This is a genomic window from Persicobacter psychrovividus (assembly GCF_036492425.1).
Taxonomy (GTDB): Bacteria; Bacteroidota; Bacteroidia; order Cytophagales; family Cyclobacteriaceae; genus Persicobacter; species Persicobacter psychrovividus.
The window spans coordinates 96068-120215 of sequence record NZ_AP025300.1; the positions used below are offsets into that span (position 1 = coordinate 96068).

17 protein-coding genes are annotated in these 24148 nt (G+C 40.3%); 3 read left to right on the forward strand and 14 right to left on the reverse strand.

Annotation, left to right across the window (positions count from 1 at the left end; genetic code table 11):
* Positions 1-285: 285 nt before the first annotated feature.
* Together AABK40_RS22885 and AABK40_RS22890 are read left to right on the forward strand one after the other, a co-directional pair.
* Entirely contained in the window at positions 286-2064 is a 1779-nt protein-coding gene (locus tag AABK40_RS22885) for a sulfatase-like hydrolase/transferase (RefSeq protein WP_338399486.1), read from the forward strand.
* A gap of 5 nt (positions 2065-2069) precedes the next feature.
* Positions 2070-3563 carry an alpha-L-fucosidase gene (locus AABK40_RS22890; protein ID WP_338399487.1) on the forward strand — a complete coding sequence of 498 codons (1494 nt, stop codon included), beginning with the start codon at positions 2070-2072 and terminating at the stop codon, positions 3561-3563.
* Between the two features lie 61 nt (positions 3564-3624).
* On the opposite strand, the gene AABK40_RS22895 is transcribed toward AABK40_RS22890, so the two are convergent.
* The gene (locus tag AABK40_RS22895) at positions 3625-4671 is read right to left on the reverse strand and encodes a lactonase family protein (protein ID WP_338399488.1); all 1047 of its coding nucleotides are present in this window, start codon (positions 4669-4671) and stop codon (positions 3625-3627) included.
* 115 nt (positions 4672-4786) lie between these two features.
* Here AABK40_RS22895 and AABK40_RS22900 point away from each other — a divergent pair, with 115 nt between their 5' ends.
* A complete protein-coding gene (locus tag AABK40_RS22900) occupies positions 4787-5557 on the forward strand; it encodes an IclR family transcriptional regulator (protein WP_338399489.1) in 771 nt (256 codons plus the stop codon).
* A gap of 159 nt (positions 5558-5716) precedes the next feature.
* Here the strand turns inward: AABK40_RS22900 and AABK40_RS22905 are convergent, their stop codons facing one another.
* The 13 genes from AABK40_RS22905 to AABK40_RS22965 form a co-directional block, all read right to left on the reverse strand.
* Positions 5717-6178, reverse strand: coding sequence for a MaoC family dehydratase (locus AABK40_RS22905; protein ID WP_338399490.1), 462 nt, complete (start codon positions 6176-6178; stop codon positions 5717-5719).
* A gap of 101 nt (positions 6179-6279) precedes the next feature.
* On the reverse strand, positions 6280-7050 hold the full coding sequence (locus AABK40_RS22910; RefSeq protein WP_338399491.1) for an SDR family oxidoreductase: 771 nt from the start codon (positions 7048-7050) through the stop codon (positions 6280-6282).
* A gap of 29 nt (positions 7051-7079) precedes the next feature.
* Complete coding sequence (locus tag AABK40_RS22915; RefSeq protein ID WP_338399492.1) at positions 7080-8093, reverse strand: zinc-dependent alcohol dehydrogenase; 1014 nt, start codon at positions 8091-8093, stop codon at positions 7080-7082.
* A gap of 205 nt (positions 8094-8298) precedes the next feature.
* A complete protein-coding gene (locus AABK40_RS22920) occupies positions 8299-9372 on the reverse strand; it encodes a Gfo/Idh/MocA family protein (protein WP_338399493.1) in 1074 nt (357 codons plus the stop codon).
* Between the two features lie 12 nt (positions 9373-9384).
* On the reverse strand, positions 9385-10617 hold the full coding sequence (locus AABK40_RS22925; protein ID WP_338399494.1) for an extracellular solute-binding protein: 1233 nt from the start codon (positions 10615-10617) through the stop codon (positions 9385-9387).
* Complete coding sequence (locus AABK40_RS22930; protein ID WP_338399495.1) at positions 10586-11764, reverse strand: CaiB/BaiF CoA transferase family protein; 1179 nt, start codon at positions 11762-11764, stop codon at positions 10586-10588. The genes AABK40_RS22925 and AABK40_RS22930 overlap by 32 nt, the downstream gene beginning before the upstream one ends.
* 10 nt (positions 11765-11774) lie before the next feature.
* Positions 11775-12923, reverse strand: coding sequence for a CaiB/BaiF CoA transferase family protein (locus AABK40_RS22935; protein WP_338399496.1), 1149 nt, complete (start codon positions 12921-12923; stop codon positions 11775-11777).
* A complete protein-coding gene (locus AABK40_RS22940) occupies positions 12916-14061 on the reverse strand; it encodes an ABC transporter substrate-binding protein (RefSeq protein WP_338399497.1) in 1146 nt (381 codons plus the stop codon). The genes AABK40_RS22935 and AABK40_RS22940 overlap by 8 nt, the downstream gene beginning before the upstream one ends.
* Before the next feature lie 38 nt (positions 14062-14099).
* On the reverse strand, positions 14100-15170 hold the full coding sequence (locus AABK40_RS22945) for an L-rhamnose/proton symporter RhaT (protein ID WP_338399498.1): 1071 nt from the start codon (positions 15168-15170) through the stop codon (positions 14100-14102).
* A gap of 590 nt (positions 15171-15760) precedes the next feature.
* Positions 15761-19927, reverse strand: coding sequence for a hybrid sensor histidine kinase/response regulator transcription factor (locus AABK40_RS22950; protein ID WP_338399499.1), 4167 nt, complete (start codon positions 19925-19927; stop codon positions 15761-15763).
* 305 nt (positions 19928-20232) lie between these two features.
* Complete coding sequence (locus AABK40_RS22955) at positions 20233-20685, reverse strand: hypothetical protein (protein ID WP_338399500.1); 453 nt, start codon at positions 20683-20685, stop codon at positions 20233-20235.
* Between the two features lie 11 nt (positions 20686-20696).
* A complete protein-coding gene (locus tag AABK40_RS22960; protein ID WP_338399501.1) occupies positions 20697-22340 on the reverse strand; it encodes a hypothetical protein in 1644 nt (547 codons plus the stop codon).
* 5 nt (positions 22341-22345) lie between these two features.
* Positions 22346-24139, reverse strand: a complete 1794-nt coding sequence (locus tag AABK40_RS22965) for a RagB/SusD family nutrient uptake outer membrane protein (RefSeq protein WP_338399502.1) — start codon at positions 24137-24139, stop codon at positions 22346-22348.
* Positions 24140-24148 lie beyond the last annotated feature (9 nt).

The window sequence follows — 24148 nt, forward strand, 5'->3', positions numbered from 1 at the left end:
ATAAATTATAGAAATCAATCCTTACCGGTTGTCAATATTATTCGCCACCTAAGAATCTGCACTACAGGCTACATATCATAATTTTTTCATCAAAAGTTGCCTAAGTGAAAAACGACTTTCAAATGGGGAATGGAATACTAATTCAAACCTTTGATTTTGCAGAAAAATGGAACGGCATGTATAGTGAATAAAAAATTTAATATTCCCCCCTTTTATCAGATCTTTTTTATGGACAATTATTCTGTGGGACTTAACTAATATTACATTCATTAATCAAAAAGACCTATGCGTAATTTATTCACTATTTTTTTAGGGCTCAGCCTGCTTATTAACCTTCAGGCAAAGGCGGAAAAAAGGCCTCCCAATGTGGTTTTTATTTTAATTGATGACCTCAGTTATTTAGGTGTAACGGCCTATGGTGCCAATCGAATCTCCTCCTTAGAGGGCTTGTTTGATAAAGTAGAATTTGAGACCCCAAACATTGATCGTTTGGCCAAAGAAGGGATAAGAGTGGACAATGCTTTCGCTTATCCAATTTGTGAACCGACAAGGATTGCTTTGATGTCGGCGAAAACCAACGACCGTAATTTTTTGAGATGTAAAGCACAACATTCCTCTGACATCACCTTTGGCGATAGCTTTAAAAAAGCGGGCTATGCGACGGGTATTTTTGGGAAGTGGAAACAGACCCGAGGAAGCAAAGAAGTGGCCGGTAAAGATTATATTTTTGAGTTTGGATGGGATGAATTCACCTGCTTTGATGTCACCACTGAAGGGCAACGGTTCATTAATCCCCACTTGATCAAAAATGGAACCGTCACCAATTATACAGGAAGAAAAGACCTCGATCCACAAACAGGACGCCGATGGTATGGGCCGGATATTGTAAACAGAGATGCACTCAACTTTATCGATCGTCATAAAGATCAGCCTTTCTTTTTATATTACCCGATGTTGCTGGTGCATGATGACCACAAACCAACGCCCGATACGCAACCTGTTACTATTTTTGATGAATTTGATGAGGCCAACCACAATCGTAATGGCCGAAAGGGAGACGACAGACGGTATTTCCCAGATATGATTGCTTATATGGATAAGCTGATTGGTAAAGTCGTAAACAAATTGGAAGAACATCAATTGAGAGAAAACACGCTCATTGTAGTGATGGGTGATAATGGAACGAAAGAATGTTTTGCTCATATTTTACCTGATGGGAGTGTGTATCCTGGCCGTAAGGGAGGCAATGCCGATAACGGTTTGCATGTTCCTTTAGTTATTTCTCAACCTTCTGTCATACCAACAGCGAAAGGCCAAATGCAATATCGAACCTATGATGGTTTGACCAATATCACTGACATTTACCCTACCTTATGCGAAGCAGTAGGAATTGAAATGCCTGATACCAAAGTAGATGGTAAAAGTTTGTGGTCACAAGTCATTGGTAAATCGAAAAAAGAACATCGTGACCATATTTACACCTGGTTCAATGGCAACAGTCCTTATGATGATGTTTCGCAGACCTTAGTTTATGCTTTTGACAAAAATTTCAAATGGTATAAACCCTCAAGGGAGTTTCCCGATGGTCGATTTTTCGATTTGAGAACAGATCGATTAGAAAGAAAAGGGGAATATTACCAAGACCGACGGTGGAAACTTAGATTGTTTAGTGGGTTAGATCAATCGACATTAACGCCAGAGCAACAGGAAGCCAAAGCCCGATTAAAAAAAATTGTCGATAGTCATGAATATGTGGCGGTTGAAAGCCTGAGCATTAAAAAGGATTTCAAAAAAATCCGAGTGGGCCAGCAAAGATCTTTAAGTGCCAAAATCATTCCTGCAAATGCCACACGCAATAATATCATTTGGGAATCCTCGGACCCGACCATTGCCAGCATCAATAAATTTGGGGAGATCGAAGCAAAACAGGCCGGTACGGTAACCATTCGCTTATACTCCTGGGACGATGCTTTTCCTTTATCCACCAATTTAGAAGTCACTTATCTGAAGAATGGTATTCAAGATGAAGTTGAAATTAATATTACAGAAGCTAACATAAATTAATTATTATGCGGTATTTTTTAAGTCTAATCCTATTTTTTACAGGTTTGATATTGCTCCCCTCATGTGAAGAAAAAAAAGAGCAACAAGCGCTGACTTATCAGCCCGAATGGGAATCATTGAAGCAATATCAAGTACCTGAATGGTACAAGGATATGAAATTTGGTATTTACTTTCACTGGGGGCCCTATTCGGTACCCGCTCATGAGACTGAATGGTACTCTCATTTTATGTATGAGAAGGGAAATCCGATCCGTGAATACCATGAAAAAACTTATGGACCACTAAACGAATTTGGCTACAAGGATTTTATCCCGATGTTCACTGCTGAGCATTTTGATGCGGACGATTGGGCGGAGTTATTCAAAAAATCAGGTGCACAATTTGCGGGGCCTGTTGCTGAACATGCCGACGGATTTGCAATGTGGGACAGTGAATTAACGCCATGGAATGCGAAAAATATGGGACCTAAAAGGGACATCGTTGGCGAAATGGGAGAGGCTATCCGTAAACAAGGGATGAAATTCATCACGACCTATCATCGCCATTGGCTGTTTGCTTGGTACAGCACCTGGGATGAAAAAACCGATGCCTCGAACAAGAAATACGCAAGCTTATATGGGCCTAAAGTACCTGAGGGTTCATTTGTGATGGCCGTACCACCAACGCCCCCTCTACCTGATGCCGACTTTAACCAGGAGTGGTTGGATCGCCTGGATGAGATCATGAACAAGTATCAGCCTGATATGATTTGGTTTGATAACAAAATGGATTTCATTGATGAGAAATACCGTAAGGAGTTCTTGGCTCACTATTATAATAACGCAGAAAAATGGGGCAAAGAAGTGGTTACTTTCTACAAGGGGCATGATTTGGAAAAGGGTACGGGCGTATTGGATTTAGAGCGTTCGAGAATGAGTGAAAAGAAGGACTTCCCCTGGCTAACGGATGATTCAATGGATTGGAAAGCATGGTGTCATATCTCGGATCCAGACTATAAATCGACCAACCGGATGATTGATTTTTTGGTGGATGTAGTAAGTAAAAATGGGGCGGTGCTACTGAATATCCCTCCTACTGCTGACGGACGAATTCCACAGGAGGTCAGAGATCGTTTATTGGAAATCGGTGACTGGTTCAAGATCAATGGCGAAGCCATTTATGGTACACGAACTTGGACGGTTTACGGTGAAGGCCCTCAAGAAATTGTGGAAGGTCATTTATCTGAAAATCAAAATCCTGAAGCAACAGCAGAGGACATTCGATTTACGCAAAAGGACAATCACCTTTACGCCATTACTTTGGATTGGCCCAAGGAGGATTTATTCATTAGAACTTTAGGGAAAAATCAGCAATTGCTCAATAAAGACATTCAGCAAATAAATCTATTGGGATATGATCAACCTTTAAAATTTGAGGTGGAAGATGAAGGCCTTCGCATTCAGTTGCCAGATCAAAAGGTTGGAGCTCACGCTTTTAGTTTCCGAATTACTTTACAGTAAAAAATAAAATGACGTTTTTCCACTGTTTCAAGCATTTGGAATGAAACAGTGGAAATCGTTCTCATTCAAACTTCACGCAACAGATCGACCGTATGCCGTCCACTTTCTCGATCAACTGCAACTTTCCTGTGTGCTGGTCAATAGCAAAAGAAATCATGGAAGCAGAGTCTTGATTTCCAACAATCAACATAGAACCGTCGGGAGATATTTCAAAATCCCTTGGGGTAATGCCTAAAGTGGGTACTTCTTCGATGAGGCACAAAACTTCTTTTACATCATCAAAATGTAAAACAGATATGCTGTTGGTCTTGCGTACGCCACAATAGATAAATCCCCCCTCTTTTGATAATTTGATTGCCGAAGCCGAAGCCTCATTATGGTGTTCCTGCGTCATCACAGATACATTTTTGACCCATTGCCAAGCTTTATCTTGCCATTTCAAAATGCTGATCTCCCCCTTCATTTCGTTGCAAACAAAGCAGTAACTACCATTAGGATGTTGAATAAGATGCCTTGGTCCACCTCCAGCAGGGAGGCTTAATTCAGTAAACTGCTCAAAGTAACCGAGTAAATATTTTAGACTGTAGATTTTATCATTGCCAAGGTCGGTCAATAGCAATAGGTCATGGGCTTGGTCATAATGCGACAAATGACCATGAGCTCCTTCCTGACGATCTTTATTGATACTTCCTCCGCTGTATTTAATGTTTTGCGAGCAGGCCAAAGGAATCCCGTTTTCATCTAAATCATATTTCAAAAAATTCCCTGTCTGATAACAACTTACAATCAAACAATTATACTTATCTATATGTGAAATATGACAGGGTAAGCCTCCATCAATTTCCAATGAACATACCAAATCTAATTGCCCAGCGTTGGTTTGAAAACAAAGTAGTCGAGGGCCTAAATTTTGTAACCTTTCTTGGAAAGTATATAGCTTTTGATTTTTCTGGTTTAAGGTGAAATAGCCAGGATTAATAGTTTCATTGCTATGGGACAAAGTGATTTCATATGTTTCACTATTCATGCTAAAATATTGGATGCCAACCCCATTTCCCGACAAACCTGGCCCAACCTCTTCAGTATAAGATGATGTATAAAAATTCATTGAAAATAGCTTTAATTATCAGAATTTGAAAAAATTATTTTAAAGGAAAAACTTGGCGTATTCACCCACTTTAATTTAAACAAATTATTACTTTTGTTAAAACTATTTTCAAGTCATGCCTACATATAATTCACCGGCCCTGGACAAGGGGTTAGACATCTTAGAATTTTTGTCCTCTCAATCGATTCCGCAGTCTCAATCGGAAATTGGCTCGGGAATTAATCGTAAACCCAATGAGATATACCGTATGTTGGTGTGCCTTGAAGAACGTGGTTATATTCGCAAAGAACCCATTTCAGGAAAGTATCAACTGACCCTTAGGTTATTTCAATTATCACATCATCACTCTTCGATTGACTATCTGGTAAAAGCGGCCATGCCTTATTTGGAACAGCTCTCTGAGGCGATTCTTCAGTCCTGTCATCTAAGCTTTTTCTATCGAAATAAGTTATTGATCTTATGTCAAGCCAAAAGCATGACGCCCATTTCACTCTCCGTTGAAGTTGGGGGTGTTTTCCCAATAACACAAACCAATTCGGGGAAGATTATTTTAGCGAATAAATCCGAATCAGAAAGAAAGCAAATCCTGAATGCTTCGGAAGATTTTCAACAGTTATCAAATGCAGAGAAAATCCACTTGGAAAAAGAACTAACCACTTTAAAAGACTTAAAGTGCTTTGTGCAAAAAAGTACCCTAACGGAAGGCGTTACGGATTTTGCATCACCTGTTTATGACATTAATAATGAGGTGATGGCCGTATTGGTCGTTTCTGGTTTGACTTCTCAGCTAAAAAATGCTTCTCAAAAGGGGATCATCAAAGAAATTCTAAAGACAGTGGACGGTATCAACGTATCAATTGGAGGTGTGTCTCGGGATAAAAAATAAGCACCAAACAATAAAGCTAAGAGGGTAGTCAAAAATGTGACCAGTGATCGCTGACTTGTGACTTGACTTTTACCGATCACCAGCCACAGGTCACCAGTCACTTAAATAAGGTATAACCCCTTTGAATTTATGGTGTACTGCTTAAAATTAGGGTAGATTTTATTTCTCAATAAATACCTCTTCCTTTTTTTTCGCTAATAAGATGTGATCACAAACCAAGACTAAATCTCCTCTTTGGTTAATTACCTCAACGTGCTCAATCACCTGTCCTAACCCATCTTTTTTGGATTCGGACTTTTCAGAAATGGTTACTTTGACGTGAATCGTGTCGCCAATGTGTACTGGCTTAACAAAACGTAAACGATCATACCCTTTGGAAAATGCCTCAGGGTTAATCTCCGTTGCTGTCATTCCAATCGCTACACTAAACGTTAGCGTCCCATGTGCTATACGCTCTTTAAATGGCTGTCCCTTACACCATTCAGCATCCATATGATGTGGAAAGAAATCACCCGTATGCCCCGCGTGTACCACAAAGTCTGTCTCGGTAATCGTTCTACCGAGCGTTTCTCTATAGTCTCCGAGGGTGTAGTCTTCGAAAAATTGTGACTTTATATGCATATTTTTTTGTAAACTTTAGTGCGAGTTAAAGGGGAAAAACAGGGGTGAAAAACTACTCAAGCAACCATTCATCTTCACCCCATATCTATCAATAAAGTGAATTAGCGCCCCATCCAACCACCATCAACAAGCATAACCGCCCCTTGCATATAGGCACTTGCTTCAGAGCATAGGAAAACCACTGGGCCTGCGAAATCCGTTGGTTTACCCCAACGTCCGGCAGGGATTCGTGATAAAATTTGCTCCGACCTTACCGGATCATTACGCAGAGCTTCCGTATTGTCTGTATCAATATAACCTGGTGCAATTGCGTTTACATTTACCCCTTTTGAGGCCCACTCATTGGCAAAGGCCATTGTCATCTGGCCAATGGCTCCTTTTGATGCTGCATATCCAGGAACAGTAATTCCACCTTGGAAAGTCAAAAGAGAGGCTGTAAATACGATTTTACCCGCACGACGAGCCACCATTTCTTTACCGAATTCTCGGGTTAGGATAAATTGTGCGTTTTGGTTCACTTCAATCACTTTATCCCACATTTCATCTGGATGCTCAACAGCAGGAGCTCTTAGAATTGTACCCGCATTATTGACAAGAATGTCAACCACCGGGTGATCTTCTTTTACTTCTTTAATGAAAGCATAAAGCGCTTCACGATTGGAAAAGTCGCAGGTGTATGCCGAGAATTTACGACCAACAGCTGTTACTGCTTTTTCTACCTGACTACCTGATTTTTCTAAAGAAGCACTTACGCCGATGATATCTGCACCAGCTTCGGCCAATGCCACGGCCATCCCCATACCAATACCTCTTTTACAACCTGTAACTAAGGCTACTTTTCCTTCTAAGTTAAATGAATTTAAAACGCTCATTTCTATAATTTTTTGAGTTGATATATTAATTATTGACAGTCAATTAGGAATTTCATTCCCGTTGGATTTTTGTCGATATCTTCGAATAATTGTTGGATTTGATCAAGCGGTTTGGTGCCTGTAATAAGCTTTTCGAAGTTATACTTGTTTTCGGTGATTAATTGGATGGACTCTTCATAGTCTTCTTTTTGGTACACACGAGCACCAATCAAACCCAATTCTTTCCAAAAGAATTTAAATAGATCGACGGGTTTTTTCTCCCCGTGAATCGCTACCATAATGATCCGACCTCTGATACCAGCTACCTCCGTCATTACATCCAAAGAAGCTTGTACTCCCGCAACCTCAAAGACGACATCCGCTAATCCCCCTTTGGTTTCTTGATCGACATAAGTAACAAGGTCAGTACTAATCGGATTGACAACCTCCAAGCCCATGTTTTTGGCCATTTCAATTCTGATTTCATTTACTTCAGAAATAATGACACGTGCTCCTTTACTTTTAGCGACCAACGCAACTAATAAACCAATAGGGCCGCCACCTAATACAACAGCCACTTCGCCTTTTTTCAATTCACTCATGCGTACATCGTGACAAGCTACCGATAGTGGCTCAATAAGAGCCGCTAACTTAAGGTCTGTTGCTTCTTTGAGTTTATGCAAGGTAAAAGCAGGAACATTCCAATATTGCTGCATTGCTCCTGGGCTATCGATCCCAATGAACTTAAGGGCTTTGGCAATATGACTATGGCCTTTATCTGCAGGCGTTTCCCCTCGATTGTCTAAGGGACGAACTGTAATTTTATCTCCTACAGCAAAGCCTTCTACCCCTTCACCAATGGCATCCACTGTGCCTGACATTTCATGCCCGATAGTCACAGGAATATTGACACGCTTGTCCATCATGCCGTGGTAAATGTGTACATCTGTTCCGCAAACGCCACAATAGGCGACCTTAATTCTTACCTCACCTGAAGCCGGTGCTTCCATCTCTTTTTCAACAACAGTGAAGGTTTGATTTCCTTCATAAAATGATGCTTTCATAATTTATTGGGTGTGTAGGACTATCGCCTTATGTCAATTTAGAATTACGCTCAAAAATTTATGATACACGATCAATTAACGTATGCTTTCCTACCCTGAAATTCCGTCGTCAGAATATTAGTAGATACACATAATCGGTGAATCATTTGCTGGTCATTATTAAAAAACAGGTAATTCGACAGCCCTGGGTGATGATTTAAAATCTTTAAATTGATCCATACTTGGGTTTTACCCCGCCCTTATCGCTCGACTCATAAGCGGCCTCAACCACATGCATTGTTTTTAAAACATCTTCAATTGAAGTTTCTAAATGGTTTGACTCTCCATTGGCATAGCAAATCAATGATGACATCGTGCCGATAAAAGCATCAGGGAACCAGGAGCCTTCCAATTGTTTGCTTTTCCATTCGGGCTTTTTGCCTTCCTCAAGGATGCAATATTCGAAAGCGTCAGGCATCCCATCCGGATAGTTCATCAAAAGCCCCATTTTGGCATAAATTGCCCCTTTTGTTCCTTCCCACTTCACATAGCTTTCTTGATGGTCAAAGCCAAAAACATGGTCATGATTGGTACTGACCAATGCGCGAATATCATCTGCATATTCCATGATTACATTGGTACGAGTAGAGGACATCGTCTTGGCAGGATGCTTGAGGGTTTTGGCCATGATTCCTTTCGGATCGCCCAAAAATGATCTCACCAAATCGATATGGTGGATGCTATGTTGTTGAATTTCCAGTCTCGGGTGGTTCACCACATTAGGGAATATTTCCCATGGGGTATATACCGACACCTTCACTTCCATATCGTAGATTTGGCCAATGGCACCTTTATTGATTAAATCCCTTGCAGCCATGATGTAAGGGGCAAATCGCAATTGGCAATTGACCGCAGCAATCAGTTTTTTTCTCCTGCACACTTCAATGATTTCCTTGGTCTGTTCAAAGTAATCCCCAAGTGGTTTTTGAATCAAAACAGGAGCACCATCGGGTAGTTTTTCAAGCGTAGCCACAAATTGATTTGGCATTAATGTCAAATCGAAAACAGCACTCTTCGGAGCCTGAGCAATGGCATCGTCGATGCTGTCGAATACTCTTGGAATATCAAATTTTTTGGCAATCCTTTCCGCTCGTTCTTTGGTTCGGTTGGTGATGCCATAGACTTCAAAACCAGCTTTTCTGTAAGCGGGCATATGCGCATCATTTACAATTCCACCTGCTCCGATAATAATGATCGGACGCGATTTTTTTGGTAAAGTATATTGATAATTTATTTCCATGATCCAATAGATTTAACTGTTCACAAGTTCAAGTTGATCCACTTTTTGTTGAGCAGTGGCTAAAATGTTTTCAATGTCTTCCTCAGTATTTATTACCTTCAATACCAACTCATCGATGATATTAGCGACCTGAGGCCAATGCTCCATTCGTGGTAATGATTCGGTGTTTTGGTGCAGCTCTTCGAGCTTATAGTAGTAGGGGATTTCCTGATTTACCTGTGGGCTTCTCCAGGTAGAAATTCGGCATCCAATTCCACCTTCTAAAGTCAGCAGCTCATCGTTTGCGGCGGAAGTAGCAAATTTGATAAAGTCATAGGCCAATGGTTGGTGCTTACTGCCAACGCCAATGACATACATCCAATAGGCATTGAGCGAAACGCTTTCCCCTCCGTCACCAGAAGGGATGTTCGCTACATCAACTTTACCTTTCACTCTTGAATCGGGACTCACTTCACAATTGGCCGCAAAACCAAACCAGTTCAGGCTAAAAGCCGATTCGCCATTGGCAAAAGCTTGCCCTGCCGTAACCGAATCCAATTCCCTGGATTTTGGATGAATAGCCGCCTTGTTTTGTAAAGCTTTGCGATAAAATTTCATCCCTTCAATCGTTGCTTTGGAATAAAGCATCACCTGCCCGTCCTCATTGATCAATTGCCCGCCCCTTGTCCACAACTGAAGGCAGAAATCGAAAACCGTATTATGACCATCAGGATAAGCGGCAAAAGTCATCCCGTAGAGGTTCTTTTCAGGTCGATGAAAGAAAGCGGCAACCTCCATCAGTTCATCCCATGTTTCAGGAACACTCAACTCTCTGTGGTATTTTTTCTTGAATGCAACTTTTTCTTCAAGATCTTCAAGCAAATCAGTCCGGTACATCAAACATTCAGGACCGTTATGAAAAGGAAGCCCCACGAAGACCTTTCCAAAACGTTGTTTGCCCAAAAGGGACTCGCTCCATGCTCCTGCCAGCTCAGATGGGTTCTTCATAAAGGGCATCAAATCAATGATGGAATCGGTGCTGTAAGCCTCCGTAATCCAATCCGTATTCATCAGTGCGATGTCCCATGCTCCCTGCTTCAACCCCTCATTTTTCAGCGTGGTATCATAGAGTGGGTGTAGCTCTAAAGCCACGGCATCCAACTCGACATCGCATGAATTTTTGGTACAGAAATCGTCCCACATCTTTTGGATCGCACTTTCAAAAGGGCCAAATTTACGAATAGCAATTCTCAACTTTTCCTTCATGATCCAATGCGTTTAGTTCTTTTAAAATTTCTTCTGTATGTTCTCCAATGGCAGGAGATCCCAATGTAGAGGTGAGGTATTGACCATCAATTTTTATAGGACAGCGAGTGGTTTTGTATTTGAAACCATCACCCATTTTCACCTGCTGAATCATGTTGAGGGCTTTAAAACCATCATGATTAAACAGGCTGTCCCAATTCAATACATCTGCGCACCAGATATCGGCAGGTTCTAAAATCGACAACCAATGCTCAGTGGTGGCAGTCTGTAAATGTTCGGCGAGAATATGCTTGATTTCATCTCTTTGAGTGAACCAGGTATCAGGTTCAGGATAGTTCTTTAAGGCAGGGCATTTCAATAGTTCTCCCAATACAGGAATAGCTCCCATAGCTAATGCCAAATGGCCATTTTTTGTCGCATAAACCCCATAAGGTGCCCCAAGATAGGCATGGGCATTATTGTTTGCCGTTCGTTGAATCGGTTCGCCACCATCATGATAATAGGTGGTGATGGTCTCGAATTGGAAATCAAGGATCGCTTCGAGCATACTTACTGATACTTTACTCCCTTGATTGGTTTTGAACCTTTTGATTAATGAGGCGATGATACCTTGCGCAAGGTGTGCGCCCGCCAAGATGTCCACAATGGCAATACCCATCGGAACAGGACCTTTATCGGCATTACCACTTAGCCAAGTCAGCCCCGATAATGATTGCAACAACAAATCTTGCCCAGGCTTGGCAGACCATGGCCCTTCAGATCCATATCCCGAAATATCACCATAAACAATCGATGGGTTGATAGCTTTGACGGTGTCATAATCCAAGCCCAAACGTTCGATAACGCCTGGACGGAAGTTATGCACCAAGACATCCGCCTTGGCGATCAATTTCAGGACTTTTTCTTTATCACGCGCTGACTTTAAATCCGCCTGAAAGCTTTCTTTATTTCTGTTGATCGCTCTGAAAACGGAAGATTCCCCATTCAGCATCACATTGGAAACATAAAGCTGACGACAGATATCACCCGTTTGGGGTCGTTCTACTTTGATGACCCTTGCGCCAAGATCTGCCAACCGAAGTGTGGCTGAAGGAGCAGACAAAAACTGGCTTAGATCAACTACTAATATATCTTTTAATGGAAGCATATTTTTGGCTTTATAAGTTGAACTCTTGAGTGATTGCATCATTGTGTTGCCCGACTCTCGGAGCCGGTTTAGAAGCAAATATTTTCTGGTCATTCAAGCGAATTGGACAACGGGTCGTATGGATAAATTCACCGGTATCCAGCGGTAATTTTTGATCCATCTCCAAGACTTTGTAAGCTTCGTGTTGCAACAATTGTTGGTAGTCTAATACCGCTGAACACCAAATGTTAGCAGGTTCAAAAAGATCCAGCCATTCTTGGGTGCTTTTCTCTAAAAGTAATTCACGAAGGATACTCATGATCTCATCGCGCTTCGTGAAGGTTTCCTTTTCTGAATAAGCTTTCAATTGATCTGGTCCAAGTAATTCAGCCAACCTATCAAAGCCGCCCATCGCCAAAGCAATATGACTGTCCTTTGTAGCATAAATGCCATAAGGCGCACCTAAATAGGCATGTGCAGATCCTTTTTCAGCCCTTTGAGGAAGCTTATTTCCGTCGTTTAGATAGGTGGTGATGACCTCAAACTGAAAATCAAGCATGGATTCCAACAAGCTCACTTCAACCAAAGCCCCTTTTTTGGTTTTTGCACTTCTGAGCAAAGCGGCCAATATGCCTTGTGCCATATGTGATCCAGTGATGATGTCCGCAACGGCTAATCCGAATGGTGTTGGGCTGTCATTTTTATCTCCTGTCAATTGTGCCAAACCAGACATACATTGCACCAAAAGGTCCTGTCCAGGTTTGGCAGACCAAGGTCCTTTGGTTCCATATCCGGTTACGGTAGCATATACTATCTGCGGATTAATAGCCTTAACAGTGGAATAATCCAAGCCAATTTTCTCCATCACACCCGGGCGGAAATTATGCGTCATCACATCTGCTTTTGCAATAAGTTCTTTGACCTTTTCAAGGTCATCGGCATCCTTTAAATTGGCTGCATATGACTCCTTATTTCTGTTGAGGGTATGAAAAACCAAGCTACTGCCATCTACCCTTAAATTCTTAATGGCAATTTGGCGACCTGCTTCCCCATGGTTTGGACGTTCGATTTTGATAACCCGCGCACCCAAATCCGCCAAACGCAAACCTGCTGATGGACCCGCCAAAAACTGACAGAACTCCAACACCAAAAGGCCTTCTAATGGTTTTGAATTAGTCATTTTGAGAAAGCGATTTGAGGTACAATTCATTTAATTGATTCAAAAGTGCTTTTGAATCCCCACCCTTGATCATGAACTCACGGATCGGTGCACCAGCTCTATCCTGGAAATACATATGTCCATTGTATCGTGGGCGTAAAAATGCACGATCCAAGGCAGGAAGCGTATCGCTGAAAAAATTCATGCACTGGCTATTCACTCTGTGGTCCGTCCAGGCATTTCGGTGCCCTGGCTGGCCACCATTGTCAAAGAAAATCCCCTTTTGTACCTTTAGTGAACCCGCAAATTCCATAAACCTGGAAGCTAAATCTTTATGCTTACATTTTGAGGATAAAGCCAATCCTGTCCCCCCCAAAGTACTGATCAGTCTTTGACCGTTAACCGAAACCAAATCATGGTATTTTAGAGGCACACGTGCATAGCCTTCTCGGGAGTAATTGGTATAGCCATAGCCAAAAGGCGCATATACATAATCGTCTGTCTTGGTCATCGCCTCACAAACTTTGATCGGGTTCCAATCGTAACTTTCCGCATTGATATTTTCCCCCAAATCCCGTAGCATCTGAAGGGCTTTCAAACCAATTTCCTCTGAAACGACATAATCTTTGGTCTCGCAAACATTTTCGCCCAAAGTAGAGCAAAGCATATAGAAACTCATTAGGGTATCTTGAGGGATACCTGGAATGGCGACTTTTCCTGTTTTAGATAATTCCACTAAATCGTCCCAAGTCTGAGGAAATTTCAACCCCAGCTTTTCAAAAAGATCTGGACGACTCGAAGCTACTGGAGTAGCCGCATCAATCGCCAACGCCCACTGATGATTATTGTAAGCATAGCTTTGATGAGATTTACCCACAGTGTTTTCTTCCAAATCTTTCATAAAAGTCTGTGGAAGCAAGGTGTCAAGGGGCATAATCACTTGAGTACGTGCTGCAAAACCCGCCCAGGGATGATCAATGATCAGGAAGTCATATCTTTCGGCCAATTGATCGATGGGTTCATCGGCAAAGGCTTGGAGCGACCTTTTCTCCCATGATATTTGTACATCGGGATACAGTTCTTCGAAACGCTGAGAAACGGCAACGATCGAGGTAAACCCACGGCTATGATTCCAGGTAATTCCTTTTAATTTTTTCATTTCAGTGCAATATGTTTAGACCAAAAGTATCTTGTTGATTAGTGCCCCATAGCGGCAGTGCCAATGCTACTACCGTAAGTCATGATGAGGAAAGAAACGATCAGGATTCCCAATGCGAAAAGCAAAGTGTTGTAGGTGCGCTTACTGACTTGCGACCACTCTTTCATCAGGATTCCTAAGATGTAGCTGAAAAAGATCAGCATAGACATGTGAATAACCCAACTGGCAAATTTGAATTCACCCATTCTCACATGCCCCATATTGTAAAAGAAGAATTGCCCGTACCACAATGCCCCACTGAGAATGGACATGGAAAAATTGGTACCAATCGCTTTAGACCCTAAGCCTTTGATATCCACAATTTCTTTAAGTGTTTTCTGTTTGATGCCAACCACAACAAACCATACCAAGTTAGTAGCAAATGCGCCCATCGTAGAAAGCATCAGATTGGCATTTCCTTCAAAATAGCCTGCGCCATGTTGCCCTGCAATTTCGGCTATTGGTGCACCCACTTCCAATGAGATGCCAAATACAGCTGACAAAACTCCCGCCACCAAAGTAAGTAGGAATCCCTTTTTCATATTGAAAGAAGGCAGGACAGAGGAATCAATATTTAATGCTTTTAGATCTTTTTCTTTTCGATAACCAGAAACACCGCAGAGCCCTATTCCAATCAAGGAAATGAACATTCCCAAGTAGATAATATTTCCACCAGGTTCATGAAATTTGGAGACCAGGTGGCCGTGCATCATCAATGGAACGATGGTGCCTAAGATGGCCGAAATACCTATTGAAATGGTGTAAGTTAGAGAATAGCCGATTTCTTTGATCGCATAGCCAAAACACATGCCTCCGAAACCATAGATGGTACCTAAAAGAAAGGCATTGCGAATAACTTCTGTCGGAGAAGCGGCAAATACTTCCCATAGATTAGGAACAGTAATATAGCCAACAACAAGCGGAAAAATAAACCAAGCGAAAGCCGCTTGTACCAGCCAATAAGAATTCCAATTCCATTGCTTTACCTTCTGAAAAGGCACATAACAAGTAGAGGCTGAGACGCCCCCCACTGCATGCTGTAGGGTACCGATGATTGGGTGTTGCTGCATTGCAAAAATTCAGATATGAATGATTAATTTAAATATGAAATCAATAACTCACATAAATTTTTAAGCAACAAGAAAAAAATGTAGGGTATTTATTTACCCCCTGAAATTGCACTAAAACCACACCGGTTCAAACTTGAGTAATCTCTAAACATCACCCATAACCTTATACTCACCAACCACTTGTGGTGTTTTTCAGCAAACCAAAATATTATAAATGTTGGGGAAAAATATTGGCAGTATCTGAGGTGTGTTTCAGAAGGAAAGCCATTCTACTGAATGTACTTCATTTCAGAACTTCGCTGTGAATACTAAGGCGAAGGATAATGATCAACTATTAGTGTACAAGAACAAATACCAAAATAATTTCTGTTGAATAAGAGAAGATAGCAGAATCTTATTGAAGATAATATTTCAATATTTATAATATAGATTACAAAGGCAGGCTATTGAGCCTGCCTTAAATTTATCAGAAAACAAAATGTACGGATGTTACTCCATAAATCGTACATCTCTAAAAATAACTAAAGTAAAATCGTCAGCGTAGCAGAAGGTATTCAAAAACCATTACGCTAAAAACAAAGGATTCAAAATCAACTATCTATCTCCTCGTGCTGCGGAATATCTTCCTTCTTCCCATATTGAGATGGGCAAATGCCAAACTCTTTTTTGAAACAGTTTCTAAAATATTTTAGGTCATTAAAGCCTACCTCATAGGTGACTTCTGAAACTGAGAATCGATCCAATTCCAGTAGTTGCGCCGCTCTTTTTAAGCGAACAGTTCTAATGAAACTTTTGGCCGTCTGCCCACTTAAAGCTTTCAGTTTTTGATTAATGCTGATGGTCGAAGCACCGTATTCACGTGCTAACATTTCCACTGTAAATTCCGAATTAGAAATATGTTCTTCCAAAATACTCATTAGCCTTGACAAGAATTTCTCATCCATCGAGGTTGTCGTTACTTCACTTGGTGAAACATCAACCCCCTTTCGGAATTTCTTTTGCATCACTTGGCGGCCATTCACCAAAGAATGAATCCTTGCGATTAATACCTCTGGATTAAACGGTTTGGACACAAAGGCATCAGCACCATTTTCGAAACCATGAATCTGATCTTTGACCTCTGTTTTGGCGGTCAATAATATAATCGGCAAATGACAATAATCTATATCATTTCGAACAGCTTTCACCAATTCATAGCCATCCATCTCTGGCATCATGATGTCTGAAATAATAATATCAGGATTCGAGGTTTTTATGACCTCAAGGGCTTCTTTACCATTTTCAGCCTCATAAAGATAATGGTTTTCTTTTAAGCTTTCCACGATAAATTTACGAATATCGGGATTATCTTCTACGATAAGTACCTTGGGGATTTTACGCTTTCTACCACGGGTTTCCACATACCCAATTTCCTCATTTTCCTCCTCAGCCAGATAGTACTCGTCCTTCTGATCTTGATCAAGGGTGGCGATAATTTCGTCCTCATCATAGGCTTCTTTTTCTAAAGGAAACCATAAGACAAAGGTACTTCCCTCCCCGATTTTACTCTCAAGATCAATTGTACCATGATGCAATTCCACCAATGATTTACTGAAAGATAAGCCAATACCTGTTCCTCGCTTCTTTACATTTCCCAGGGTATTGACCTGATAAAAACGCTCAAAAATTAATGGTTGCTGGTCTTGTGGAATACCACAACCTGTATCTGTAACCTGTACACAAACACCTTTTATATTTTCGTGTTGCTTCAATCCAACCGTTACCTTAACCTGACCAGATGCTTCGGTAAATTTAAAAGCGTTCGATAATAAGTTATAAAGAATCTTTTCATATTTATCCAGATCCATCCATCCTAAGATATTTTTTTGGTCTGAATGAAAACTGATGCTTATCTTTTTTTGATCAGCTAATTCCTGAAATGACAACAAGGCTTGATGCGTAACAAAGTGCCAATCATAAACCCGAACCTTCAAATCCATTTTCCCATTTTCAACCTTACGGAAATCCATCAGCTGATTAATTAGACGCATCAAGTAATTGACATTTTTGGAGATAAGCTGCAGGTCATCGACCTGCTGACCATTGCCCTTAGCCATATTTAGCATCTTTTGCAATGGTCCATGAATCAGCGTCAGAGGCGTTCGCAACTCATGCGATATATTGGTAAAAAACATCATTTTAAGCTGACTCAATTCCTCCAATTTTTCTCGCTCAAAATGATCCATGATTAATTGTTGCTTCTTCTGTGCCGAAATAATGGTAAAACGGGAGGCAAACCATAAGATGATCAGTCCCAGAATAATGTAAACACTAACTGCCCAATGACTGTACCACCACGGCTTCAGTACGGTAATTTTAAGTGTTCGATCCTCATCCTGCATGATCCCATCGTAATTTGCCCCTTTCAACCTAAGGGTATATTCCCCAGAAGGTAAATTGGTGTACCTAATGGTTCTGTTTTGTCCTTGAAGTTTTGACCATTGATCGTCAAAGCCTTCAAGAAAATACTTATAGACGTTGTTTTCCGGAGATCCAAAATGTAAACAAGCAAAATCAATAGAAAAGTTATTTTGATAGTAGTTAAGGGTGATCTCTCGAGAGTAGGTAATAGATTTTTGTAAAATCACTCCTCCTCTATAACTTTTTTGAGGTTGAATTAAAGTATTATTTACATATAAATTAGTAAACTGTATCGGAGCGGTGGTTCTATCCTCTACAATTTCATGTGGAAAAAAATAGTTCACACCATTAACTCCTCCGAACATTAGCCTACCATTAGCCTGCTTAAGGGCTGCATTTTCAGAGAATTCGTTATCTTGTAGGCCTTCACCGTAAGAAAATATCCGAGTGTCAAACGATTCCATATCAATACTATTCAGGCCTTTGTTTGTACTCACCCAAATATTTCCGTAGTTATCTTCTACTATGGCTTTAATGACATTATTCGACAGTGAATTTTTCCCAATTTGGCTAACCTCAAATTTTCCACCCCTACTTTGCCCCTTTCCAAGCTGAACTTTAAAAAGCCCTTTTCCTAAGGTGCCAATCCAATAATTATTCTCTGAATCAACATAAGTACTTAAGATATAGTGGCTTTCTTTGGCAGGCAGCATCGACACATACTCAAACTTTGGCTGATCACTAAGTTTCTCACTTTTGGGCAAAATTCTTAAGCCCAGATCGGTTCCAATTAACAGATTACCCTTTTTATCAACGGCTATCGATCGAACAATTTTTGATGCTAACTGATGCTTATCTTTAGAGCCATTGACAAAATTATCTATTTTGATTTCACCATTTGCTTGCATGGTTTGTCGATACAAACCACCATCATAACTCCCCATCCACAAAATTGAATCGCCATCATTCTTTAGGCAAAAAATAGCGTTGGTGATGTCCTTCCGCTTTTGTTGTTGATCGAGCTGTTTTTGAGTTGGGATACCTTTCTCAAAAACCATCAATTTCTTTGGATACCCACAGCCTATATACACTTTGTTCTTCCATTCACAGATATCATAGGCAACCCTCTGCGAGGCAACTTCCTCACCCTCGACCAGGTGAATGAAATGATCATAATTATTGTCTAAAAAATATTTTCGCTCCAAAAAGTCAATGCCCATTCCATCAAGCCCAACCCATAAATTCCCATTCCTATCCTCGTACAAACTTTTTACTTTACTGATATTTAGCGATTTATCATTTGTGTTTTTCGTGAATTGATGAAATTTCTTTTGATGAGGGTTATAAAAATTTATACCTCCGCCATTGGTTCCTACCCAAATATTTCCATTCTGGTCTTCGGTCAAAAATCGAATAACATTCGTGCTGATACTGTTTTGTTTAAAAACATCATGCTTAAAGTGTTCCTTTACCTCAAGTTTTCCCAGCTGTCGGTTCATCGTGCATTGATATAAACCATTGACCGTCCCTACCCAGATCTCCTTACTCGCTGAGAAAATAAGCGCTCTTATGCCCGTAAGATCCGAGATTTTTTCATAAGGCCTATCTGTATTAGGGTCAAACCAAAAAACTCCTGAATTATTAAACATGATAATTCTATTATTTCCTTCAATTATTCCTAATACTTCAATATTGGGGATATTCTCAAAGGATTCGAATGCTCCCATTCCGTTTTGTTCATTAGGAATAAATCGTTGTAGCCCTGCAGCAGAACCTACCCAAATTTTGCCATATTTGTCACAATAAATACTTTTAATATTCGAGGAATGTAAACTTGTTGGATTGTGCGGGTTATAATAAAATTGTTGGATTTTAAGGTCCTTCTCCTCCCCATAAAGAGATTCAGCTTCAATTTTATTTAAGCCATCAACAGTACCAACCCATAAGTTACCTTGCTTATCAAATGTAAGGTTGGTAACTCTATTACTGGTTAACAAATGCCTTGGCTTATCATTATAAAAATTAACGAATTGCTGTGATCTTGGATCATACCTGGAAATACCCAAATCGCTTGAACCAATCCATAAATAACCCCTTTTGTCCTCAATAATTGTATATGGTAAATTTGACTTGATCGAATAGGGCTTATCGGTTGGGTGAAACACTTCTATTGATAAACCATCAAATCTGTTTAAGCCATCATGCGTTCCTACCCACACGAAGCCTTTACTATCCTGAAAAACACAATTAATATCATTTTGGGATAATCCATTTTTAGTAGATAAATGCCTAAAATCAGCAAAAACATGAAGAGATAAAATGGTGAATACCACCAGACAGAGTAAATGTTTAATCATAAAAAATACAATAAAGTTTCTAAAAAATACATTATCAATATATGAATAAATTGTTACTATTAGAGCAATGCACCAACAATTTGTCTTTGGCTAACCAATAAAAAATATGAATAAATCTCTCCTTAAGTAAAAAAAAAAGAAAAGCTAAATATTTACTTAGCTTTTCTTATTATTTATGCGTCTTATTTTTATCTGTCGAATATTTTGAAAAATGGTCCATTTACCCACCCGAAAACTTCCTTCGAAGCTTTCTATGCGGAGTGTAATTCACTAACCATAAATATTTTCGACAGGTAATCCTTGTCTTAGTTATATACTAACATCTCTTTGATGGAGCAATTAATCTTAACGGAGGAGGATGTCCCATCAGGATATTCCATGATGATTTCAGTCTGTCCTTTTCCTGTAATTTTATCCCCTGTCACTTTATGAGTATAAATATAGGTTTGTTCAGTTGGCTCGCCCATATCATCCAGAATCTCCTCATTTTTTTCCGACACCGAGACAAAGTCATATTTTTCCTCATCTGTATTATCAGAGAAGTCAATTTGATCAAAAGCGGTCACTTGCCTATTGGCCTCCCAGTTAATAACAAGGGGTTGGTCATGATAAAAGTTAATCATTTCATAAGCCTTATGACCTGTCTCATAAATGCTATAAACTGGAACTTTATTCAGATCCGGTCGAAGATCCTCCTTTTCGCAGGCCATTGCCAAGGTGGCAATGATGACCATTAATATATTTCGTATTTTTTTCATAAGTTCAGTATTTATGGTCTTGGTTCATAAACCGTTAGACTAAAATCATCAAGGTAAAAGTTTAACTGTGCATCACAGTCACCCTTCTTAATAGCCTGTATAAATAAATAGCGGTCTGCATTATCTTTGTCATACTTAAAGGTATTTGTATAAGTCGCCCAACCACTCTTATCTGGAAGATTTGTCCAAAAAGGTTTGACTCCATCCCAAGGCAATAATCGGGGCGTCATTTCAGCCAAACATGGATTATCCGGCCCTCTATAATACTTGTAGCTAAAGGTATAGAAAACGTCTTTAATCATAGCTCCTTGGGCAGCCTCGTTATCAAATTTAATTTGCCCTTCATCGACAGTTACATTCAACACAAACTTGTTATCCTCATCTAAACCTTCAGGTGCAGATGAAGCACTTACAACTTTAGCGTCTGACACTGCACCCGCGACGGCATCTAACGCCCAACCGCTGCTTTCAAAACCTCCAGACTCAAAGCCAAAGATGTCTTTATCTGCGAATAAATCAACGACAAACATCGTCACATTCGTTGGCTCAAAATCATTGAATTCCCTTTCATCCAAGGATAAAATATTTCCACCAGAATAGCTTACTGTAATCACGTCACTATTGTAAATTTCTTCTGTCAATTCCAACTCGATAATATTTCCACCTTCTGCACTGATTTTGGCAGTCTTTACAGGCACGACCTTATCAAAACCGGCATCCTTGTTGATCACATGAACTTCAAAATTATCTTCTTCATTGAAGAATGGCTGCATTTCTCCATTGGTCTCAATCTGAATGATTTGATTTCTAAGCTCTTTTGGTGACCCTACCATTTCAAAAGGAAGGGTAGATTTAAATACCTCAACAAAAACAGGTAATTGTCTGATACCATAACCTCCTGGAATACTTTCACCAGATCGAGTAGAGTTGATAGAAGATTTAAATCTACCTAATCGATAATATCCTGCAGGGTTTGATATACCTCCTGGGGTAGCCTGGGAAGCTCCTTCAAGTAACCAGGCTCTACCCGTAGGGCGCCCAATGGTCGTTGAATCTACATAGGTCAACACCTCCCCTGCTTCCAATTCTATTACCGGCCATTCGGTAGAATCTGCTAAATTATTTAACTCATCTGCAGAGAAAGCATATAACTTTACCCCTTCTTTGTAGATTTCTACTGCTGACTGGAGGCTATCATATACATCGACTACATAAGATTGCTTAATTTTCCAAATCCCATCTTCACTAATGGCTGGAATAGTATCATTCCCTTTATAAGTCACTGAATCATTGAATGAATTATACAATTCAACTGTATGCAAACCTGGCTCCGTGAATAGCAAGTGAACGGTGAGATCCGAGGTCATATGATCCTGATCTTCACGGATAAATTTGGTATAGTCTTTATCATTGTTGGTAATAGGCCCACTCAATAAATATATCCCAACAGAATCGGGAATTTTCCAATGGTCATCGAACTGCCCTTGCGACAAATTTGAAAAAGAGACATATTGGCCTAAACTAATGCCATTTCCGCCCCGGGTGATGGAGCTGTACCATCTTGCGTCACTCATGCGTGGCTCAATAACCTCTTGCTGACATCCGTAAATCATTGTAGCAAGGAGTAAAATCAAAGTTATTTTTAAATTTCTCATTTTGCTTAAAGATTTGGGTTAGCAGTAGTCTCACTATTTGGAATTGGAAAATAAGAGTGCATCCTTTCGTTATAATTCGTCGCTGCCTCCTGAAAATCGATCATATTTTTCTCAGGAAATCCAGAATTTGGACCTTCCGTCAGAACAGATCCCCAACGGGTCTGAACCGCACCATCTTGATCGATAAATTCATAATTTTCTCCGTGATATATCTGTTTTGATAAATCTTCAAACCTTCTTTTAGTGATTCCCCAACGGCGCATATCTATTTGACGAATAGCATACCCCTCCAAACAAAGCTCCAATGGTCGTTCTTTATACATCAGATGATCCATTAAAGATTTTGCATTGTACGTAATCCCGTCAAATGAAGAACCTGGGTGGTTAACATCCGGAGCGGTCCCTAATAATATCAAAGCAGAACGATACCTAACTTCATTAATGTATTCGATCGCCTTAGCAACATCACCTCCGTTACCTCCTTTGATTAATGCTTCAGCGTACATCAGGTAGATGTCGGCCAAACGCAATAACCTATAATTGATACCAGATTGCTGATTTAGACTGGTTTCGTTCTCAGTAATATCCCAATTGGTGAACTTTCTAAAATAGCCAGTTTCTAAATTATTAAATCCTGCCGCCTGCGCTGTCGTAGCGTTATAATAAGGAAGATCTCGATCGTCAACAAGCGCAAGGGAATAGGAGGTTCTAAGAGAATAATCTCTTACACGATTCAATTCAATTGGCTCGCCGGTGGAAGGGTCCTCCCCCATATATGTAATTATATTTCTTGAATCTGTTGGGTCAGGTGCATCTTCTCTGAAAGCCATAATCAACCAACAACTTGGAAGGCTTGCTCTCCATCCCCCAACAGGACTAAACTCAGCGGCATAAGTGTTTTTGGTGCTTTTTGGTGACCATGGTGACTCTTCAATTTTGTACGTCAAGTCATAGGCAATCTCCAATATCGATTCCTGATTAAATTCCCCATGTGACGTACTGTTCTCACTCACATGCGCTAATTGGTACACACCACTCTCGAGTACTTCTTCAAAGTACTTTGCTGCTTTATCAAAATCCTCCTCATACAGATAACTCGTTCCCAAAATTGATGTAGCCGCCCCTTTGGCAATACGACCCGCCATTTGCGGATCTGATGGTGTCCCATCATCTTTGTATTCTGTTCGGTACAGCGGTAAGTATTCCCTGGCATATTCTAAATCCGCTCTGAAAAATGCCTTCACATCCTCGGACGAACTTAGTGGCTGGTAGAACTCTTTTTCCTCCTCTGGCACAAAATCATAGATGATTATCTTTCCAAAATTAAAGGTAGAATGTGCATAAAAATGGAATAAGCCCCGAAAGAAACGAGCTTCAGCCATCAATATATGCCATTTTTCAACATCATCATCCGTAATCATGTCATCTTCAATACCATTAAGTCCTCGGATGACCTGATTAGCACGAAAAATTCCTTTATAAAGAGCATCCCACTTTCCATTAACAGCGGCAGAGCCATCAGTAAATGTTTGTAGGTAATATTCATTTGTTGCGTTCGGCCTTCCGTAACCAGGATAAGCTAAATCACTACGGTTGGTTTCAGCGCCTACCGCCATCATACCCGTATTTCGAAGTTGATTATAAACTGCAATCAACCCACTTTCACACTCCCTAAGGTTCCTCCAGTAGTTATCTGTCGAGATCTCATTGGGATTGACCTGGGTTAAAAAATCCTCACAACCTGTCATGGGAATCACGAACAAGAGGCATAGGATATATCTGACAATATTTCTTTTCATGATCGTCAT

Coding starts and splice junctions, on each gene's coding strand:
- AABK40_RS22890 (WP_338399487.1), top strand. CDS start 2,070: ATGCGGTATTTTTTAAGTCTAATCCTATTTTTTACAGGTTTGATATTG.
- AABK40_RS22940 (WP_338399497.1), bottom strand. CDS start 14,061: ATGAAAAAATTAAAAGGAATTACCTGGAATCATAGCCGTGGGTTTACC.
- AABK40_RS22885 (WP_338399486.1), top strand. CDS start 286: ATGCGTAATTTATTCACTATTTTTTTAGGGCTCAGCCTGCTTATTAAC.
- AABK40_RS22915 (WP_338399492.1), bottom strand. CDS start 8,093: ATGAAAGCATCATTTTATGAAGGAAATCAAACCTTCACTGTTGTTGAA.
- AABK40_RS22920 (WP_338399493.1), bottom strand. CDS start 9,372: ATGGAAATAAATTATCAATATACTTTACCAAAAAAATCGCGTCCGATC.
- AABK40_RS22950 (WP_338399499.1), bottom strand. CDS start 19,927: ATGATTAAACATTTACTCTGTCTGGTGGTATTCACCATTTTATCTCTT.
- AABK40_RS22925 (WP_338399494.1), bottom strand. CDS start 10,617: ATGAAGGAAAAGTTGAGAATTGCTATTCGTAAATTTGGCCCTTTTGAA.
- AABK40_RS22935 (WP_338399496.1), bottom strand. CDS start 12,923: ATGACTAATTCAAAACCATTAGAAGGCCTTTTGGTGTTGGAGTTCTGT.
- AABK40_RS22965 (WP_338399502.1), bottom strand. CDS start 24,139: ATGAAAAGAAATATTGTCAGATATATCCTATGCCTCTTGTTCGTGATT.
- AABK40_RS22930 (WP_338399495.1), bottom strand. CDS start 11,764: ATGCTTCCATTAAAAGATATATTAGTAGTTGATCTAAGCCAGTTTTTG.
- AABK40_RS22955 (WP_338399500.1), bottom strand. CDS start 20,685: ATGAAAAAAATACGAAATATATTAATGGTCATCATTGCCACCTTGGCA.
- AABK40_RS22905 (WP_338399490.1), bottom strand. CDS start 6,178: ATGCATATAAAGTCACAATTTTTCGAAGACTACACCCTCGGAGACTAT.
- AABK40_RS22960 (WP_338399501.1), bottom strand. CDS start 22,340: ATGAGAAATTTAAAAATAACTTTGATTTTACTCCTTGCTACAATGATT.
- AABK40_RS22900 (WP_338399489.1), top strand. CDS start 4,787: ATGCCTACATATAATTCACCGGCCCTGGACAAGGGGTTAGACATCTTA.
- AABK40_RS22895 (WP_338399488.1), bottom strand. CDS start 4,671: ATGAATTTTTATACATCATCTTATACTGAAGAGGTTGGGCCAGGTTTG.
- AABK40_RS22910 (WP_338399491.1), bottom strand. CDS start 7,050: ATGAGCGTTTTAAATTCATTTAACTTAGAAGGAAAAGTAGCCTTAGTT.
- AABK40_RS22945 (WP_338399498.1), bottom strand. CDS start 15,170: ATGCAGCAACACCCAATCATCGGTACCCTACAGCATGCAGTGGGGGGC.